This is a genomic window from Martinezella dioscoreae (genome assembly GCF_009176305.1).
Lineage (GTDB): Bacteria > Pseudomonadota > Alphaproteobacteria > Rhizobiales > Rhizobiaceae > Rhizobium > Rhizobium dioscoreae.
In genome coordinates this window covers 507,806-525,874 of the sequence record NZ_BLAJ01000002.1, presented here as the reverse complement: position 1 = coordinate 525,874, position 18,069 = coordinate 507,806, and the positions used below count along the sequence as shown (strand labels likewise).

The window sequence follows — 18,069 nt, the reverse complement described above, 5'->3', positions numbered from 1 at the left end:
CAGAATGCTACTGAACTACGCAGTTACAATATGCTCCGATTCGTGTCCGTTTTACAAATGCTTAGATAAAAGGCAGTTTTTGATGCGTTTTTACGCATCAACAGCGTACAGCGACGTTCGATCCGATGCCGCTTTACTATTTCGGCGATTTAGGTACGGCCGATCTGGATAGCGATTCGCATCCCGATTTTCATGGACGAACGGCGAGTGGTCCGCGGACCACTTTCACTGAAGGCCAACAGGATTCTGGATTGATCGCGCCCAAGCGTGTCACTTCATGAATGAGCTTGATGGGCCGGTAGTCCGCGGACTACCGGGACGCAGCCGGAGCTGCTGTCAATTGCATCGCCGCACCACCACGCCAAGGGCGCAGCGTTTCCATTACGGTCGTTACAATGAAGGCGAGGAGGATATGAGGCGATGCGCCCAGGCGCATCAGCGGGCGGCGCGATCGGAGCGTCGGCCGAGGAGGGAGGCTCGAATGAGTTCTGCTTTGCTCAAAGCTGGCGGTGGTGGCGGCTCTTCGCGTTGGGCCGCAGCCTTAGCCTGCGTTTGGCGCAGCGTGATCAGGCGCTGCTGTGCGGCAAGCCTGTCTTCGGCCGAAAGCGGCTCGACGGGATTGCCGGCGAGGTCGTGCCGCATGGAATCCGGCTGGGCGCAGGCATGATAATATCGTTTGGAATGCAGAAACGCGCTGGTGGAGCGACGCAGAGACATGACTGGCACGCCAGGTTTCAAAAGCGGACGGATTTCATTCCAGAGGCCAAGCGCAAAAGGACGGATAGGATCGCCGGCTTTGGCGGGTAGGATAGCGATGGGGCGAAGCAAGAGCGTGTTGATCGCGGCTGCCTTCTTGACATCGAGTTCGGTCGCCACGATCGGCTCGCGATTGGTTGTCCAAGGTTCTTCCATCAAATCGTTCCTCTGCGTGCAATTCCATTACGGACTGATTGTGAAGTGATTTTGACGGGATGGCAAAGAAATCTGTCCCGCTTGTTCGCCCTCACGCCAAGCCGACGTTCATATATGAGATGGTGCAGCCTGCAGCAAGTTTTTGGTTAACGAGATTTTTATAGTTGGACGGCTAGCTTTCGCGAAGCCGCGATAGGTAGCGCGTACGCGGCGCATCTTCCCTCAATCCCGAATTTGTAACAAGCTGCCTGCGAAAATGTCGCAGGGTTCTGGTTTGCGCGGGTTGGTGTGTTCAAAAGGGGAGGGGCCTTTTATTCGGGCGGCTGCAAACCAAATGCTAGCGGAGCAAGTCACGGTCAATAGGCGATGGGTCGACGGTACTCCTTATATTTGCGGTTGTTCAGGTTGCCTGGTGAAGCTGCGTCCTTCGAATGGTCCGCGCGGCGTGGTGTAACAGAGTATTGCATGGGTTTGGCCTTCGCTGCTCCACGCCAGCGGTTGGCTTCAAATGTCCGAGGCTCTTCATTGCAATTCTCCGGCGCCGAGTAGCATCTTTCATCGGCAAGGCAGCGAGGGAGCATTCGTATTTGAGGGATGCTGCAGACGGAGAAGCGGTTGCAAGAATGAAGCCATCGAGGGCAGGGGCGGGTATCGCGCGGGAACGCGCAAATCGCGTCTTGCGTCGTCAAGCCAAACCGATGCCCTTCGGTCCATTGAAGAGGGCTGCTCTATATCAGGGTGCGTTTTCTCGCAGGTTGAAGCACATTCCGCAACCGTCGTCATCTAATCTGTGAGCCCGGTAAAAAATCTGGAGATAGTTGCTATGGGCGGCTTGGCTGGCGGCGATCGTAGCGGTAGATACAGCAGCACGGTCGACACGATCCAAGTTCGAACGGCTCGTCAGTCATTGGGGGAAGTCTTCTTGAGCATAGCAGCATCCCTTTCACTGGGCGTCGTTGTTTCACTCACGCTCGGTTCGAGTGCGTTTGCTTTCGACAAAGCTTCCTTCTTCGACGCCGCCCTTTGCAAGCCGCCTTATTCGACTGCCAGCGCGACAAAGATGTATGATGAGGCTGAAAAGCTCGCGAAGGCGGATACGTCGCTCATGACGGCTGCCGTATACAAAATGTCTACGGACTTTGGCCGCCAAGGCTTCAAGACGAGTGAAATCGTCTTCGCCGGAACGAGCTTCGGCATTCTGGTCGAGGGCTTGCGAGCGGACGATCTGGCTAAGACCTATCACCTGACACCGGATGGGCTTGGCAATCTCTTCGGCACCGCAACGAAGTCATATGGGCGCGCTTTGCGTAAGGCTGAGCAGCCCGCGGCCGAGATGGGAGTAGTCTCCGTGGTCGCCCGCGAATCCGCGGCCTTCCCGGGCAAGACCCTGCTGGCTTGCGAGTTCGTCTCGCATGAAGACCTCGAAGCCATGAAGAGCATGCAATCACCGCCGAAGTAGTGCGCGCCAGGGTATGGGGCCGCTGCTTTTTCCTACGGTTGGAAGGCAACGGCAATGGTCCTCCGCGGAAGAGGAACCTTGGGGCGCAATCTGTTTCTCCGAAGTGGCTCTCGGTTCGAGAGTTCGGTATCGGGTCTCTCGGATTGCCAAACCCGATTGCAGAGATGCTGGCGTGTGGCGGAAGTAAAATCTTAAATAGCTTCGGCTAAGCGAAGTATTAACTATAATCTCAAGCTATTGTGAAACCTGCGGCTTGACGCTTCCAGGCAGCAGCAACGTACGTGGGGCAAATTTCTGGCAATGCAAAACCGCCTCGCTTTGCGCAGGCGGCTTTCAATTGCGATGGATGGTGAAACCTGTTTATCTGATGAGAAATTGCAAGTGGCTGGACAGCAAAGGCTGCGTTTGAGATGGCCCCTTATCTACTATTATTTTTCATCTTCGTCACATGCGGCCTCGTCAATATGACGCGCCCTCGAAATTCTATTAGACCAGTGAGTGACCGAGACACCGAAAACGCTTACAAAGCGGCTTTCAAAATTGAATCCAGGGAGACGGTAGAGCGACGAAAGCTCATAGGCCTCCTTCTGGTGATTGCATTGCTAATCGACATGCTCCTCATCGTATGGATAATTCGCTTCGCTTAAGAGATAGGCTTGCTAAACGGGGACGGTGCCTAAATGCGGGGGCGCCATCTCACGAATTATGTGGGATGGTCTGGAAAGCGCGTTTATGCCTCCAAATCTGCTCCACCTATCGCAGCATCGGTTCGTCGAGCAGATTCCAAGCTGCTAGTGCCTCGTTATGCGACCTCAGCGCTGCAAGTTTGCGCCAGCGGATTACCCATCTCACCTCAAAACGGAATGGTGCGGCCAGCTTCAGATCATGCTGAAACTGCTTCATATCCTTTCCGACCAAGGCGTCCACCCGAGGGCAAATACGTTTCCCGGCCCATGCACGGCGGCGAAGAGCAGTCCCGCTACGAAAACGAAGTGATCCACGAAGAAGCCGAATTCAGCTTGGTTGCCGGCCCAACGGCCCGGACCATGGAATGAGAATCCGAGGAAGATGACATACACGGCTGCAACGAGCGTAGCCGGGACGAACAAAGCACCGGTCAAGAAAGCAACGGCAAGCAGCACTTCAAGGATTGCGGCACACCAAGCCAAGAATAATGGAAATGGAAAGCCGGCGGCAGCGATGTAGCTCGCAGTCGCGCCCATATCCATAAACTTGAACGAGACGGCCATCACAAAGACGGCGGTGAAGATGAGGCGCGCGATGAGAACGGCGGCTGTCTGCCAAATTGATTGAGCGTTTTCCACGATATCCCTCCAGGTTGACGCGGTTGATATTCCAAGGACGGCCAACCGAAGGTGATTCCGACAGGGAGGATGAGAATTATTTGCCGGACTCCCGTGATTGTCCGCTTATGCCGGAAGTATGGCTCGTAATGACGTAGCGATCGTTCTCGTCGAGTGCGTCCGGATCCACCAGAACGACGGAAGGCTCTCCGGCGCCGGATATCAGAATGAAAGAATAGGGATTCGTTGTCTCGTCGTTGGCAACCAGGAGCGATCTCTGGAGCAGTCGTGCCAGTTGGCTGGCAGCGTCCAGAAGAAGCGGCGGGTGCAGATCACTGGAGTGATAGATGCTGATGGTCTGCGAATAGTCATCGAAAGCTTCCGACGTCACGAGGCATGTTGCCGGCATATCCGCGATTTGCGCTATGTCGTGGATTACGTCCACGCTGTCGGTATCGACACTGAGTACAGTCGCGATGGAACGCCGCAGAAGATCATCGTCAGCATGCTTTTCAAGAGCGGCATCAAACCAGATCATTGTCCGCGGTTCCGATTTTCAGGATTTATGTCACGCAGGCGCCTTTATAGCCAAAGCTCTTCCGTCGCTTCAAAGTTCGAAAACCAATCAGAGTCGTGGTCGCTATTTGCGTCGCATCGCAAGACATGTCGTCATCGACGATTACGACGTCATCATCCACTCAATCAAGGCATTCTGGGCATGAAGCAAAAATGCCTTGGCCAATCGGCTTTGGCAGGCTGTATGCAGCTTTGCATCCGCCGTCAGTTCCTGACCTCTCGTGACTAGCGGGCATGGCAAAAAGATAGCGCCTTACTTTCCTTCGTTGAGAAGCGAAGCCGACACCCGATACTCAGCCAACGCATCTTCTTCTGCGTCCGTTGGCCATGAATCGGTAATGATGACGTCCGCATCGAGCAGATGGCGAATGTCCCTGCTGCTTTCAAAATTCGAGTTCAGAAGGTCCGGGTCGGTGACGTGCCAGCGCTCCGGATAGACCTGGACGACGTGCATCGGCATCGATCGTGATGCCTCGACCCATGATCTCAATATATTGGCGTCTGGCGCAATTCCGACAACCTTGAGGCCATCAAGCGTTCCTCTTACGCTCTTGATATAGGCAAGATCGCCAAGCGTTTCGCAAGGGTGATTGGTTCTTGTTCGGGCATTGATAACGGGTGCTTCCGCGGCGGCAGCAAGCTCATGCAGAGTAGCAAGCTCTTTTGTCCTGACGACAAGAAGATCAAGCCAATTATCGAGGTAGCCCGCTAGATCGGCTGTGGGTTCGCGAGTACTGAAGCTGATGAGAGGTTGAGCAGATATGCCGCCCATCGCCTTCACGCCGAGATCGAAAGCGGTCGTGTTTCTCCATCCCGTGTCGTCGACAATGATGCCCACGCGCTTGCCGAACAGGGCTTGTGGCATCGTGCGTTCATGCCAATGCTTTGCAAGTTGGTCTGCCCGGTCAATAATCCCTAGGATAACGCTCGGGGGCAACGAGTGAAACTCGAGAAAATCTCTGTTCGACATAAAATTCATAGCGTGTTCAAGGTTGAATTCGGCAGCTTTCTGCAACGGAGGCGAGGCGTTTACCCTAGGCAGTTTTCGATCCGGCGCAATGGCGGAGAAGCGTCAGCCGACCGGTGTTGCCTTGATGCCAGTCCCGCCCATAGCGGTGATCTGCTTTCGGCGAAGACTTATCGCAGATGCTGCTTTTTCAAGATCTTTAGCAACCCCATTGGCAAAATCTTTAGATCGTTCGGAGTATCGAGGCCGCGATGCTTTCCGGCTGCTTTGGTAGTTTTCGATGATCAATGAATTAGATATGCCGACGGTGCTCTTTCTCCAAAAGACATCCTATATCGCTGGTGCGGTGACTTTGGGTTATCTGAAATATAGCTCGAATGAAAGCCGCGGCGTTGGTCTGCTTGCCTCAAGTTTCGTAATTCTCGCTGCGGCATCAACATTGGCCGGATATGCCGAAACCTATACGGCATTCTATGCGCCTCTCAGCCTTATCAATCTCGTTTGCGCCGTGCTTGGATATTCACTGCTCGGCTCATCTTTCGTAGTGATCAGCGATCCCGACAGAAAGGTGATACCGGCTCTTGCATTGCTGCCTGCGCTGCTGACTTTGCTTGTCGGAGCTTTCACGGCATTTCATTTGAACAATACATATCGGGCGGTGACATTCAATTCCCTCGGCAGCGTGATGCTTGCCGGCGCGGCGAGCGTCATATTCAAGGATTCCTTTCGCGAACCGCTGCCGATCAGAAAATTCGTTGCCGCAATATTATTGGCCTGCAGCCTGCTATCGCTGATAATGGCCTTCGAGTTCTCGTTCCATTCCTTTGTCCTTCTCGATGTGGCGAGCGGCTTCCTGCTGATGATCCTTTCCAAGTTCGTGCTGGCGCTGTCGATCGTCATTTTCATAAGCGAGCGCCAACAGATAAAACTCAGACAAACAGCCGAGCGAGATGGCCTGACCGGTCTTTATAATCGCCGCTTCTTCAACGAGAACGCTTCCGCACGGCTTCGGGATGGAGATGCCATTCTTTATCTCGATATCGATCACTTCAAGCATTTCAATGATCGTTGGGGTCATGCGGCGGGAGATGAAGTTCTCGTTGCAGTATCGCGAACAATAGAGGCGATTCTGCCGTCGTCCGCCATTTTCGCGCGGCAGGGAGGAGAGGAGTTCATAATCTTTCTTCCCTTGAAAGCAGGAGAGCCGCTTATCCAGGCCGAGCGCATTCGAGAAGCTGTTCAGCGAACCCGATTTCCGGATCTCGGTGTCGATGTGGTGGTGACGACGAGCATTGGCATTTCGAAGGTGAGCCGGGAATGCAGGTCGCTAGCCGAGCTTTGTCGCGAAGCGGATCGTGCCCTCTATCTGGCGAAGGCAGGCGGACGAAACCGGGTCTGTGATGCGAGCAGCGACTTTGTCGCCGAAGTTTACGTTCGCTCGGCGTAATCCTCGATTTTTGGTAAAGGCCCCGAATGCCGGGAAGCGGCGTTGATTTAGCTGGCATGCCCCTTTATTTCTCACGCTGAAAGAAGAGGTCAGTTAGCCATGGATAATGAAACAAGCCTCCGAAACGAGCGCAAGCGCGGCTCCGGCGTGAAGGTGGTCTATGATATCCTGAGGGACGAAATTCTGGATCTCGAATTGCCGCCTGGCAGCCCCATCGACGAGGTGCAGCTTTCCGAACGCTTCGGCATGTCGCGCACGCCGATCCGCGAGGCGCTCGTGCGGCTGGCAGGCGAGGGGTTGATCGATACGCTGCCCAACCGCTCGACCATGGTCTCGCAGATCGATTTTCTCAACATGCATAGCTATTTCGATGCGCTGGTGCTGATGTATCGGGTGACAACGCAGCTTGCCGCCAAATATCATCGTCCGGAAGATCTTCAAGGTGTGCGCGCGCTTCAGGCTGAGTTCGCCGATGCCGTCGAAGCGCAGGATGCGCTCGCCATGATCTCCACCAATGCCGCGCTTCATCTCGCGATCGCCGAGGCTGGCCGCAACCCCTATTTCACCAGCCTCTTCTCGCGATTGCTAGATGAGGGACGGCGCCTCCTGCGCCTCTATTACCAATCCTACGACGATCGTCTGCCGCGTCGTTTCGTCGAGGAGCACGATGAAATCATTGCCGCTGTCGAGGCGCGGGATACGGAACTTGCCGAGCGCCTTGCGCGCGAACATGCTGAGCAGATCGTCGCCCAAATCCAGAAATTGCTGATGCGCGGGGACCGTCTCGACGTCAGCCTTTGATTTGCATATTTCTTGTCGACAAAATAAATACAAAGGTATATCAATGCTGCGAAAACGGTGAGGCGCGGTGGCGGATGCAGCTGGGCTGATAGCCGATCCACCCCCGGCCCAAGAGGATAGAAAGATGAAGTCCAGCATTTTCTCCGGGGTGATCCCGGCCTTGATGACTCCGTGCAAAGCCGATCGCAGTCCCGATTTCGATGCGTTGGTGCGCAAGGGCAAGCAGTTGATCGCCGAGGGCATGTCGGCTGTGGTCTATTGCGGCTCGATGGGCGATTGGCCGCTTCTGACCGATGCGCAACGCATGGAGGGCGTCGATCGGCTGACCAAAGCGGGCGTACCCGTCATCGTCGGCACCGGCGCCGTCAATACGGCATCGGCCGTAGCCCACGCTACCCATGCCCAGAAGGTCGGTGCCAAGGGGCTGATGGTCATCCCCCGCGTGCTGTCGCGCGGCTCAGTGATCGCCGCCCAGAAGGCGCATTTCAAAGCGATCCTGTCGGCCGCCCCCGATCTTCCGGCCGTCATCTACAACAGCCCCTACTATGGTTTTGCAACGCGCGCCGATCTCTTCTTCGCGCTACGCGCTGAACATGCCAATCTCGTCGGCTTCAAGGAGTTCGGCGGCCCGGCCGATATGCGCTATGCCGCCGAAAACATCACCAGCCGCGACGATGACGTATCGCTGATGATCGGTGTTGACACGGCGGTCTTCCACGGCTTCGTCAATTGCGGTGCAACCGGCGCCATTACCGGCATCGGCAACGTGTTGCCGAGGGAAGTCGTTCATCTCTGCAACCTTGCCCAGGCGGCCGCCAAGGGCGACGTCGATGCGCGCCAGCGCGCGCTCGAGCTGGAGCAGGCGCTTGCCGTTCTGTCTTCTTTCGATGAAGGTCCGGATCTGGTTCTCTTCTTCAAGCATATGATGGTGCTGAAGGGAGACAAGGAATATGAGCTGCATTTCAACGAAAGCGACATCTTGAACGATAGCCAGCGCGGCTATGTCGAAGCGCAGTTCAAGCTGTTCAACAGCTGGTATGCGGAATGGAGCAAGCTTCCGGGTGCCGTGGAAAAGTACAAGGCCTGAGGCGGTCGCAAGCTTAAACCCAAACATGAGAGGCCCGAATGGGCCTCTTTTTGTTACCTTACGTTGGCTTTCACTTACATTTCGATATTGCTCAAGCTACGGCGTCTAGGCCGAGTTTCTCAAGGCGATCGAGTTGCCGGATTTCCTCTGCTGTCAGCGGGATACCGTCCTTTTCCGCGCGAGCGCGGGCGGCAAAGCGGCGTTGCGACGGCAGGCGCGCGCCTTGGCCGACAATCGCTTCGAACAGCACTTCCGCACGGGCGAGCGGATTTCCAGGTCGACCAGCAGCGAAGGCCTCCGGCGAGAAGGCGACGATGAGTTCGCCGTGCCGCGGTGCGAAGGCCGTGGAGCCGAGATAATCGAGCGCTTCGCGGCTGGTGAAGTCGCCGATCATGATGCCGGCCAGAAGCTCGATCATCGTGCCGATCGCCGACCCCTTATGCCCCCCGAACGGCAGCATTGCGCCGGCCAGTGCCGCTTCCGGATCCGTGGTCGGCTGGCCCTCGGCATCGATCGCCCAGCCCTCGGGGAGGGGCTTGCCGGCGCGCCGATGCAGTTCGATCTCGCCGCGGGCGGCAACCGAAGTCGCGAAGTCGAAGACGTAAGGCGGATTATCGAGGCGCGGCCAGCCGAAGGCGAAGGGATTGGTTCCGAGGAGCGGCGCTGTGCCTCCGGCGGGTGCCACCGTGGAATAGCTCGGACACATGGCAAAGGCGGCAAGGCCTCGATCCGTCAGGGCTTCCACCTCCGGCCAGAGCGCTGCGAAATGCGTGCAGTCGTTGATGGCGAGTGCGGCAATGCCGAAGCGGCGAGCCCGTTCGGCAAGCACAGGCATGCCGAGCTCGAAAGCAGCATTGGAAAAGCCGCTCTTGGCGTCCACCCGCACGATGGCGGAATCCTCACGCTTTTCCAGCAGCGGCACCGCATCCGGCCGCGCCTTGCCAGCCTTGACCGCACGCAACACGCCTTCGATGCGGTAGATGCCGTGCGACTTGCAGGCGTCACGTTCACCGGCGACGATCACCCGCGCGATTGCACCGGCCTGCTGCGCATTGATGCCGGCTATTAAAAGGATCGCTTCGACACGGCCTCGCAGCGCATCAGGCGTCAGGGTGATCACGTCAGTCAATTTCGGTTCTCCCATATTATGCTCGCTTGCATCATAGACTTGAAAATTATAAATACAAAAAGAATACAAAAAATCGACATGCTATGCCGTCGCGCTTTTCGGCTTCAGCTAAGGAAGGCCAGTGAATTGCCGTCACCCGCAAATATCTGGTCGCTGCAGCCGAAGAAATGACGGTAAAACGGATCCGCACCGGCGTTGCCGAGACGTTCTTGATCCTTCCGACAAGAACGCTTGCCATGGCGCCGGAACATATGTTGTCTGATGACGTAATATCCGCGCTTGATCCCGCATCGGAGGAGGGATGACCATGATCTGCCTAACGCTTGGACCAGCGCCTGCTCGCGATGTCTCCGATCGCGTTGCCTCTTTCCACCGGAGCGTCATGACCGAGATCGGCAAGTCCGAACAGATTTTCGGCGCGCCGCAGTATCAGCAGAAATCTCTCGCGAGCGTGCGTTGATGGCAAAACCGGACGTTATCGTCATCGGGGCCGGCGTCATAGGCCTATCCGCCGCGATTGCGGCTCAGTCGCGCGGTTTGAGCGTCGTTGTCGTCGACCGCGAGGGGCCGGCCGCCGGCGCTTCGGCCGGCAATGCCGGTGCCTTCGCCTTCACGGATATCCTGCCGCTGGCGTCCCCCGGCATCTTGAAAAAGGCGCCGAAATGGCTCCTCGATCCGCTGGGGCCGCTCTCGGTGCCGCCTGCCTATGCACTCAGGATCGCGCCCTGGATGTTTCGGTTCTGGCGTGCCTGCCAGCCCTCACGCGTGGCCCACTCCACGGCGGCGCAGACAAGCCTGATGGATCTTTCCAAGGCCGAACTTGAGCCTTTTCTCGCCGCGACGGAGACGCTCTCCATGCTGCGCAAGGAGGGTAATCTCCAGGTCTATGAAAGCGAGGCGGAATTTCGCGCTTCGCTGCAAGGCTGGGAGGTTCGCCGCAATCACGGCATCGAATTCCAGCATCTGAAGAAAGCCGACGAGATGGCGGCGATCCAGCCCGGGTTGGCGTCGCGCTTCATCCTCGGCACGTTTACGCCTGGATGGTATTCTATTGCCGATCCCAAGCTTTATACGCTGGCGCTGGCTAAGCATTTCCGCAGCCGCGGCGGCGTCATCGAGACATCGGAGATTTCGTCGCTTCGGGCGCTTCCGGTTGGGGTCGAGGTGGTGGCTGCGGATGGAAAGCTGCGCCAGGCCGGCAAGGTCGTCCTGGCCGCCGGCGCCTTCTCGCATCGGATCGCCAAGACGCTCGGCGAGCACATACCGCTCGAAACCGAGCGCGGCTACAACACGACGCTTCCGGCCGATGCCTTCGACCTGCGCACGCAGATCACCTTCGGCGGCCATGGCTTCGTCGTCAGCAAACTTTCGACCGGCATTCGTGTCGGCGGTGCGGTGGAGCTGGGCGGATTGGCCTTGCCGCCGAATTTTCGCCGTTCCGAAGCCATGCTGCAGAAGGCGCGCACTTTCCTGACCGGTCTCAAGCCGGAAGATGGCGTGCAATGGATGGGCTTCCGCCCATCGATGCCCGACAGCCTGCCTGCGATCGGCAGCGCCAAGGCGACGCCGGACGTGATCTATGCCTTCGGCCATGGTCATCTCGGTTTGACCCAATCGGCCGGCACGGCGCGTATTGTCGCCGACCTTTTGACACGGAAGGCACCGGCGATCGATCTGACGCCATTCTCGCCGCAACGCTTCTAATGCAAACAGACATGCCGATGTGCATTGCCACATCGGTGCTTACAATCCTCTCGCATATGGACCCACGATGAAATGAACGACACGGCATCGGCTCGCAGCATCATGGGTGGCACGGCGGAGGGCCGCGTCATCGCCACGCAAGAGGCCCTCAGCTTCTGGGGTGGGGTCGATCCGGCCACCGGAAAGGTCATCGATATCCATCATCCGCTGCATGGCGAATGTCTCACCGGCGCAATTCTGATGATGCCTTCGAGCCGTGGCTCCTGCAGCGGCTCCGGCGTGCTGCTCGATCTCGCGCTGACGGGCCGCGCGCCGGCTGCCCTGATCTTTTGCGAAGCCGAGGATGTGCTGACGCTCGGCGCACTTGTCGCCGCCGAAATGTTCGGCCGGCAGCTGCCTGTCGTGCGGCTCCATCCGGATGTCTTTGTGCGCCTGGCGCAGGCAAAAACGGTCAAGGTCGAAACCGCTGCCGTCGTCGCAGATGGCGAGACCATGCCCCTTTTGCCACCTGCTATCTCCGGGCTTTCCTTGACGCAGGCCGACCGGTCCATGCTGGAGGGCGGCGAAGGCGTTGCGGCTGCTCAGGCCATGCGCATATTGACCGCCATGGCGGCTCAGCAGGGTGCCACTTCCCTTATCGACGTGACGCAGGGCCATATCGATGGATGTATCTATGCAAGCCCGGCCAACCTGACCTTCGCCGAAAAAATGGCTGAGCTCGGCGGGCGTGTGCGGATACCTACCACCATGAACGCCATTTCGGTCGATCGCACCAATTGGAGATCGCAGGGCGTGCCGGAGGATTTTGGCGATCCCGCCGCGCGGCTCGCGGATGCCTATGTGCGCATGGGCTGCCGCCCGACCTTCACCTGCTCTCCTTATTTGCTCGACGGCGCACCGGGCGCCGGGGAGGCCATCGGCTGGGCGGAGTCCAATGCCGTCATCTTCGCCAACAGCGTGCTGGGCGCGCGCACCGCCAAGCATCCCGATTTCCTCGATCTTTGTATTGCATTGACAGGTCGCGCGCCGCTTTCGGGCGTATATCTGGATGAAAATCGCAAGGCGACGCGTATCCTCGACGTTGAACTTTCAGAAGGTCGCGACGATGCTTTCTGGCCGCTCATCGGCTATCTTGCCGGAAAAGCGTCTCCCGATCGCATTCCGTTGCTGCGTGGTCTTGCCGCAGGACATCCGTCACGCGACGACCTGAAGGCGCTCTGCGCTGCCTTTGGCACGACGTCTGCTGCTCCCATGCTGCATGTCGATGGCGTGACGCCGGAGGCTGTCGATGCTCACGATCCGAATGCCGATCGCCTGACTATCACACGCGCCGACATGGCAGCCGCCTGGAAAATACTGAACGAGGGGCCGGAAGCCGTCGAGCTTGTCGCCATCGGCAGCCCGCATGCCTCGCTTGCCGAATGTCATATGCTCGCCGACGCCTTTGCCGGCCGACGCCGCTTGCCTGAGGTAATGGTCATCGTCACGGCAGGACGCGATGTCATCGCGGCTGCGGAGATGGACGGGACACTGGCGCGGTTGCGCGGCAGCGGCGTGCAGGTTTTGCCCGACCTTTGCTGGTGCTCGATCTCCGAGCCGGTCTTTCCGCCCGGCACGCGTGCGGTCATGACCAATTCGGGCAAGTATGCGCATTACGGGCCGGGGCTCAGCGGACGCGCCGTGCGCTTTGGCAGCCTTGCCGATTGTGTTGAGGCGGCTGTCGTCGGGCGCGTTGCAGCGGGGTTGCCGGACTGGCTTTGGGAGGAATGACGGTGCACTGTTTCCACGCATCGGTGCGACGTTTTCGTCCGTAAGCCTAGACGACCGTTTCGCCGCCATCGACGACGAGGATTTGTCCTGTCATGTAGGAGGAGCGGTCGGAAACGAGGAACAGAATCGGTTCGGCGATTTCCGACACATCGGCCCATCGTCCAAGCGGCACTTTCTCGGCGATGTAATCTTCAATGGCGCTGCGTCCACCCATCTGCGTGATGAACGGCGCGTTGAACGGCGTGTCGACCCAGCCGGGGCAGAGCGCGTTGACGCGGATGCCGAACCGGGCATAGTCGCCGGCCATCTGGCGGGTCATGGCGATGACCGCGTGCTTGGAGGTGGTATAGGCGATCATCTCGCGGTCATAGAGCACGCCCGATGATGACGAGGTGTTGAGAATGACACCCTTTCCGGCCTTCTTCATGACCGGCATGACGAAGCGTGAAGCCATGAAGTGCGCCCGCACATTCAGGTTCCAGGACGTATCGAAGCCGGAAACAGCGACCTCTTCCAGATTGCCTGCAACCTGAGCGCCTGCGTGATTGTGCAGGATGTCGATGCGACCATGTCGCGCGGCGATCTTTGCGACGCCGGCCTCAAGCGCCTGATCGTCCATGACGTCGACGACCAGGCTTTCGGCGCTGCCACCCGCCCCGGTAATCTGGCGCACGGTCTCCTCGGCATTTGCCAAGTCGATATCGGCGACGACCACATGCGCGCCTTCGCGCGCCATGATCAGCGCGCCGGCGCGGCCGATGCCGGAGCCGGCTCCGGTGACGATTGCGACCCGATCCTTGAGTATCATGATGTTTCCCTGGTCAGTTTGTCGTTGTCTTTTCGCGCATCAGGAAACGCGCGATGAGAATGAGGAAGAGCGATACGATCAGCACCATGGTCGCGATCGCGTTGATCTCCGGCGTGACGCCGCGGCGGATCGAGGCGAAGACATAGATCGGCAGCGTCGTGTTCGATCCTGCGACGAAGAAGGCGATGATGAAATCGTCGAAGGAGAAGGTGAAGGCGAGCAGGAAGCCGGCGAGGACCGACGGCATGATCTGCGGCAACACGATCTGCCGGAACGTGGTCAGCGGCGTGGCGTAGAGGTCGCTGGAGGCTTCAACGATGTCACGGCCAACGCTTGCAATGCGCGCCTTCACGATCATCGTCACCAGCGCCATGGTGAAGAGGCCGTGTGCCGCGATAATCGAGCCATAGCCGAGCGCGAATCTCGGCGGCTGATCGCCAGGCCAGATGGCCGCGATCAATGGGTTGATGATACCGAAGACCTCGACGAGTGCCACCAGCGTCGCAATGCCGATGACGACACCAGGCACGACGATCGCGGCGGCAAAGAGCCCGTCGAAGACGGCGCGGGCGCGAGGACCGAGCCGCTCTAGGCCGATTGCTGCCATCGTGCCGAAGACCGCCGCAAGTGCTGCGCTGGTGAAGGCGATGATGAGGCTATTGCGCAGCGCTTCCATCAGGAAGGTATTGGACAGCGCCCGTCCGTACCATTGCGTCGAAAAGCCGGTGAATTCGCTGGCATTGCGGCCGGCATTGAAAGAGAACAGGACGACGAGCGCGATCGGCGTATAGAGGAACAGATAGACGAAAGTAACGAGCGCGCGCATCAGACGAGATCCACCTGACGGGTGCCGGCAACGCGCCAGGCAATGCGCATCGCGACAAGTAGTACGATGACGACGACGGCGACGAGCGTCACGGCGATCGCCGATCCGAACGGCCAGTTGCGCGATTGCAGGAAGAGGTCGACAAGCGCATTGCCGATGAAGAACACCTTGCCGCCGCCAAGCAGCTGCGGGATCAGATATTCGCCGAGCAACAGGATCGTCACCAGGGCGACGCCCGTCATGACGCCAGGCAAGGATAGCGGCAGCGTGATGCCGAAGAAGGTCGATATAGGCTTGGCGCCGAGATCGGCGGATGCCTCGAGCAATCGGCGGTCGAGCTTTTCCAGGCTGACATAGATCGGCATGATCATCAGCGGCAGATAGCCATAGACGATGCCGAGCAGCACGGCTCCGGGTGTGTTGATGAGCCGGACATTCTCTATGCCCAGGAATTCCAGCAGATGCGGTATGCCGCGTGCGCCGAGCAGATACATCCAGGCGTATGTGCGCACGAGCAAGCTCGTCCAAAAGGGAACGACGACCAGTGAAACGAGCAGCAGGCGGCGTTGCGGGCTCGCCTTGACGGCCAGATAATAGGCGACCGGATAGGCAACGAGCAGGCAGGCAGCCGCACCAATCGGCGCAAGGATCAACGTATTGATGAAAGCAGCAGACCGCGAGCCAAGACTGGCGAATTGCGCGAAGGTGAAAGCTGCCTGATAGCCACCTTCAGGTGCACGCTCACCAAAGGCAAAGACGATGATGGCGATGAAGGGCAGCACCAGGAAGACGAACAGCCAGATGCTTGCCGGCCCGACGAGGGCAGCGGTGACGAGGCGCCGTTTGGTGGCTGGGTTAAGGGGCATCGAGAGGTTCTTTGTCCGCCGGTGCTGGGAAGCAAGCCGATCCCTTACCGCCGTCATGGCGCAGGGATCGGGTCGAAGAAAAACGATCAGGCCGACTTGAAGCGTGCCATCAGTTCGGCGCGGCTCGGATCGGTAAGCGTGACGGCGGCACCGAATTCGAGCGGCGTCAGCGAGGCTTCATCCGGATAGACGATCTTGTTCGAGGTGATTTCCTTCGGCAGGAGCTCGATCACACGGCTGTCGGTGGTCGGCGCGCCGTTGGCGATGTGCTCTTTCACCGCATTCTTCGGGTCCATCAGATAGTTGAGCAGGGCATAGCCTGCCGCCTTGTTGGGTGCATCCTTCGGGATCGCGTAATAGTCGGTCCAGATCTCGCCGCCATCCTTGCCGAGCACATATTCAAGCTCGGGCATGTCGCGGTTGAGCTGCGCGCCGTCATTGGTCCAGCACATGGTCAGCCAGGCATCGGTCGAACGCATCGACGGCTGATAGTCGGAGTTGATGGCAAAGAGATGCGGCTTGACCTTGATCAGCAGCTCCTCGGCCTTGGCAAGTTCTTCCGGCTTGATCGAGTTGAAATCGTAGCCGAGGGAAACGAGTGCGCTGCCGATGGTGGTCAGCTGATAGTCGTGGACTATGGCGCGGCCGTCGGCCTCGGTCTGGGCGATCTCGAAGAAATCCTTCCAGCTCGAAAGCTTGGTCTTTATCTTCTTGGTGTTGACCGAGAAGCCTGTCGTGCCCCAGTTCTTCGGCACGGCATAGGTCTTGCCGTCGATCTGTCCTTCCTTGGTAAAGCGCGGGCTTTCCGTTGCCTGGCTGAAGTTCGAGATCTTCGACAGATCGAGTTCCTCGATGAGGCCGAGCTTGTGATAGGTCGAAATCGTGTAGTTCGTCGGTACGTAAAGAGACCAGCCGGAGGCGCCTGCCTGCAACTTGGCGAGCATTTCCTCGTTCGAGCCGAATACGTTGACCTCGACGGCAACGCCGGTTGCGGCCTTGAAATTCTCGAAGGTTGCAGGGTCGTGATAGTTCGGCCAGGTCGCGATCGACATCTGCGTGCCGAGTTCGCCGGCGGCATAGGCGGGTGTCGACAGCGCGCCAGGGACGCGCGACAGGACCGCCGTTGCAAGGCTGAGGCCGGTGATATTCAGAAAGTGACGACGGCTGATAGAGCCGCGCTTCAGGCGCATGAATTTGTCCATGAAGCCTTCGGCTGAAATCGGAAGGTTGTCTTTGTAATCCTTGCTCATGATGCTGTTCCCTTGTTTTGGCTTATGCATTCGATGCTGGAAAGACATGGAGGGCCGTGGGGTCGAAGCCGAGGAAGACCTCTTCGCCCGGACCCACGAGATCGCTGTCGTTCATGCTGCGGCGATCCGACGTGATCAGGAAATCGCCGAGACCGGGGACGGTGACTGCGTATTCGGCTGACGAGCCCAGGAAGATGCGATGCGTCACCGTGCCCTTAAAGGACGTGCCGGATGTAGCCATGTCGCGGCTGAGATGGATTGCCTCCGGGCGCAGAGCCGCAATTGCCGCGCCCGGTGCGAGGCGCTTGCCGGACGAAAGCGCCGAACCATCCGCGAGGCGAAGCGTTTCGCCATCGGCTTCCATCGTCGCCTCGATGCGATTGGTCTTGCCGACGAAATCGGCGACGAAAAGATCGGCCGGGCGATCATAGACTTCCTGCGGCGTGCCAAGCTGGCGAATGCGCCCTGCGCTCATGACGCAGACGATATCGGCCATCGACAGTGCTTCCTCCTGATCGTGAGTGACGAGAACGAAGGTAATGCCGAGCTCGCGCTGCAGCGTCTGAAGCTCGATCTGCATGGCCGAGCGCAGTTTCTTGTCGAGGGCCGCCAGCGGCTCGTCGAGCAGGAGCACGGAGGGACGGTTGACGATGGCGCGCGCGAGCGCCACGCGCTGTTGCTGGCCGCCGGACATTTCATGGATGCGCCGCTTGGCGAAACCGCCGAGGCGAACCATCTCGAGCGCTTCGGCGACGCGCCGGTCGATTTCGGCACCGCCGATCTTCGGGCGCATCTGCTTCAGCCCATAGGCGACATTCTGGGCGACGTTGAAATGCGGAAACAGCGCGTAGTGCTGGAACACCATGTTGACCGGGCGCCGGTAGGCGGGCACGCCGTTCATCTCGCGTCCGTCGATCAGCACCGTGCCTTCGCTCGGCTGTTCAAAGCCGCCGATCATGCGCAGGCACGTCGTCTTGCCGCAGCCGGAAGGGCCGAGAAGCGCCAGGAATGCGCCTTTGGGCACATTGAGATTGATGTCCGTTACGGCGGTCACGGCGCCATAGCTCTTTGTGACCGAACGGAATTCGATATCGTTCGTTGAAGCGGATGCCACGTCTGTTCCCTGCGGTTGGTCGGCAGTCTTGATCTGCCTTATTGCCACC

General features: G+C 58.7%; 16 protein-coding genes and 1 pseudogene. 7 read left to right on the top strand and 10 right to left on the bottom strand.

Annotated elements, in window-relative coordinates; genetic code table 11:
- Positions 1-435 precede the first annotated feature (435 nt).
- On the bottom strand, positions 436-912 hold the full coding sequence (locus GDN47_RS09050) for a ProQ/FINO family protein (RefSeq protein ID WP_152093107.1): 477 nt from the start codon (positions 910-912) through the stop codon (positions 436-438).
- A 922-nt stretch (positions 913-1,834) separates the two neighbouring features.
- Here GDN47_RS09050 and GDN47_RS09045 point away from each other — a divergent pair.
- A complete protein-coding gene (locus tag GDN47_RS09045) occupies positions 1,835-2,371 on the top strand; it encodes a hypothetical protein (RefSeq protein ID WP_152093106.1) in 537 nt (178 codons plus the stop codon).
- 899 nt (positions 2,372-3,270) lie between these two features.
- On the opposite strand, the gene GDN47_RS09040 is transcribed toward GDN47_RS09045, so the two are convergent.
- The 3 genes and pseudogenes from GDN47_RS09040 to GDN47_RS09030 all read right to left on the bottom strand — a co-directional run bounded on the left by GDN47_RS09040 (position 3,271) and on the right by GDN47_RS09030 (position 5,230).
- Positions 3,271-3,696: a DoxX family protein gene (locus GDN47_RS09040; protein WP_113329493.1), complete on the bottom strand. Its 426-nt coding sequence runs from the start codon at positions 3,694-3,696 to the stop codon at positions 3,271-3,273.
- A gap of 76 nt (positions 3,697-3,772) precedes the next feature.
- Complete coding sequence (locus GDN47_RS09035; protein ID WP_113329492.1) at positions 3,773-4,213, bottom strand: hypothetical protein; 441 nt, start codon at positions 4,211-4,213, stop codon at positions 3,773-3,775.
- Between the two features lie 141 nt (positions 4,214-4,354).
- Positions 4,355-5,230, bottom strand: a pseudogene (locus GDN47_RS09030) (ornithine carbamoyltransferase).
- A gap of 268 nt (positions 5,231-5,498) precedes the next feature.
- On the opposite strand from GDN47_RS09030, the gene GDN47_RS09025 reads away from it, so the two are divergent.
- The 3 genes from GDN47_RS09025 (at position 5,499) to GDN47_RS09015 (ending at position 8,553) form a co-directional block, all read left to right on the top strand.
- Positions 5,499-6,665: a GGDEF domain-containing protein gene (locus tag GDN47_RS09025; RefSeq protein WP_113329491.1), complete on the top strand. Its 1,167-nt coding sequence runs from the start codon at positions 5,499-5,501 to the stop codon at positions 6,663-6,665.
- Between the two features lie 99 nt (positions 6,666-6,764).
- On the top strand, positions 6,765-7,466 hold the full coding sequence (locus tag GDN47_RS09020; protein ID WP_113329490.1) for a GntR family transcriptional regulator: 702 nt from the start codon (positions 6,765-6,767) through the stop codon (positions 7,464-7,466).
- 124 nt (positions 7,467-7,590) lie between these two features.
- Positions 7,591-8,553: a dihydrodipicolinate synthase family protein gene (locus GDN47_RS09015; protein ID WP_113329489.1), complete on the top strand. Its 963-nt coding sequence runs from the start codon at positions 7,591-7,593 to the stop codon at positions 8,551-8,553.
- 91 nt (positions 8,554-8,644) lie between these two features.
- Here GDN47_RS09015 and GDN47_RS09010 read toward each other — a convergent pair whose 3' ends face one another.
- The gene (locus tag GDN47_RS09010; protein WP_152093105.1) at positions 8,645-9,682 is read right to left on the bottom strand and encodes an Ldh family oxidoreductase; all 1,038 of its coding nucleotides are present in this window, start codon (positions 9,680-9,682) and stop codon (positions 8,645-8,647) included.
- Positions 9,683-9,983: 301 nt separating this feature from the next.
- Here GDN47_RS09010 and GDN47_RS31945 point away from each other — a divergent pair, with 301 nt between their 5' ends.
- The 3 genes from GDN47_RS31945 (at position 9,984) to lhpI (ending at position 13,156) form a co-directional block, all read left to right on the top strand.
- Complete coding sequence (locus tag GDN47_RS31945) at positions 9,984-10,142, top strand: hypothetical protein (RefSeq protein WP_156090750.1); 159 nt, start codon at positions 9,984-9,986, stop codon at positions 10,140-10,142.
- Positions 10,142-11,386, top strand: a complete 1,245-nt coding sequence (locus GDN47_RS09005) for an NAD(P)/FAD-dependent oxidoreductase (protein WP_152093104.1) — start codon at positions 10,142-10,144, stop codon at positions 11,384-11,386. The genes GDN47_RS31945 and GDN47_RS09005 overlap by 1 nt, the downstream gene beginning before the upstream one ends.
- Positions 11,387-11,458: 72 nt before the next feature.
- A complete protein-coding gene (lhpI, locus tag GDN47_RS09000; protein ID WP_152093103.1) occupies positions 11,459-13,156 on the top strand; it encodes a cis-3-hydroxy-L-proline dehydratase in 1,698 nt (565 codons plus the stop codon).
- A 46-nt stretch (positions 13,157-13,202) separates the two neighbouring features.
- On the opposite strand, the gene GDN47_RS08995 is transcribed toward lhpI, so the two are convergent.
- The 5 genes from GDN47_RS08995 to GDN47_RS08975 all read right to left on the bottom strand — a co-directional run bounded on the left by GDN47_RS08995 (position 13,203) and on the right by GDN47_RS08975 (position 18,020).
- Entirely contained in the window at positions 13,203-13,964 is a 762-nt protein-coding gene (locus tag GDN47_RS08995) for an SDR family NAD(P)-dependent oxidoreductase (protein ID WP_152093102.1), read from the bottom strand.
- Positions 13,965-13,977: 13 nt separating this feature from the next.
- Positions 13,978-14,790 carry an ABC transporter permease gene (locus tag GDN47_RS08990; protein WP_152093101.1) on the bottom strand — a complete coding sequence of 271 codons (813 nt, stop codon included), beginning with the start codon at positions 14,788-14,790 and terminating at the stop codon, positions 13,978-13,980.
- The gene (locus tag GDN47_RS08985; protein ID WP_113350731.1) at positions 14,790-15,656 is read right to left on the bottom strand and encodes an ABC transporter permease; all 867 of its coding nucleotides are present in this window, start codon (positions 15,654-15,656) and stop codon (positions 14,790-14,792) included. The genes GDN47_RS08990 and GDN47_RS08985 overlap by 1 nt, the downstream gene beginning before the upstream one ends.
- Before the next feature lie 86 nt (positions 15,657-15,742).
- Positions 15,743-16,906, bottom strand: a complete 1,164-nt coding sequence (locus tag GDN47_RS08980) for a polyamine ABC transporter substrate-binding protein (protein WP_152093100.1) — start codon at positions 16,904-16,906, stop codon at positions 15,743-15,745.
- Between the two features lie 22 nt (positions 16,907-16,928).
- Complete coding sequence (locus GDN47_RS08975) at positions 16,929-18,020, bottom strand: ABC transporter ATP-binding protein (protein WP_113350733.1); 1,092 nt, start codon at positions 18,018-18,020, stop codon at positions 16,929-16,931.
- Between the last annotated feature and the right edge of the window lie 49 nt (positions 18,021-18,069).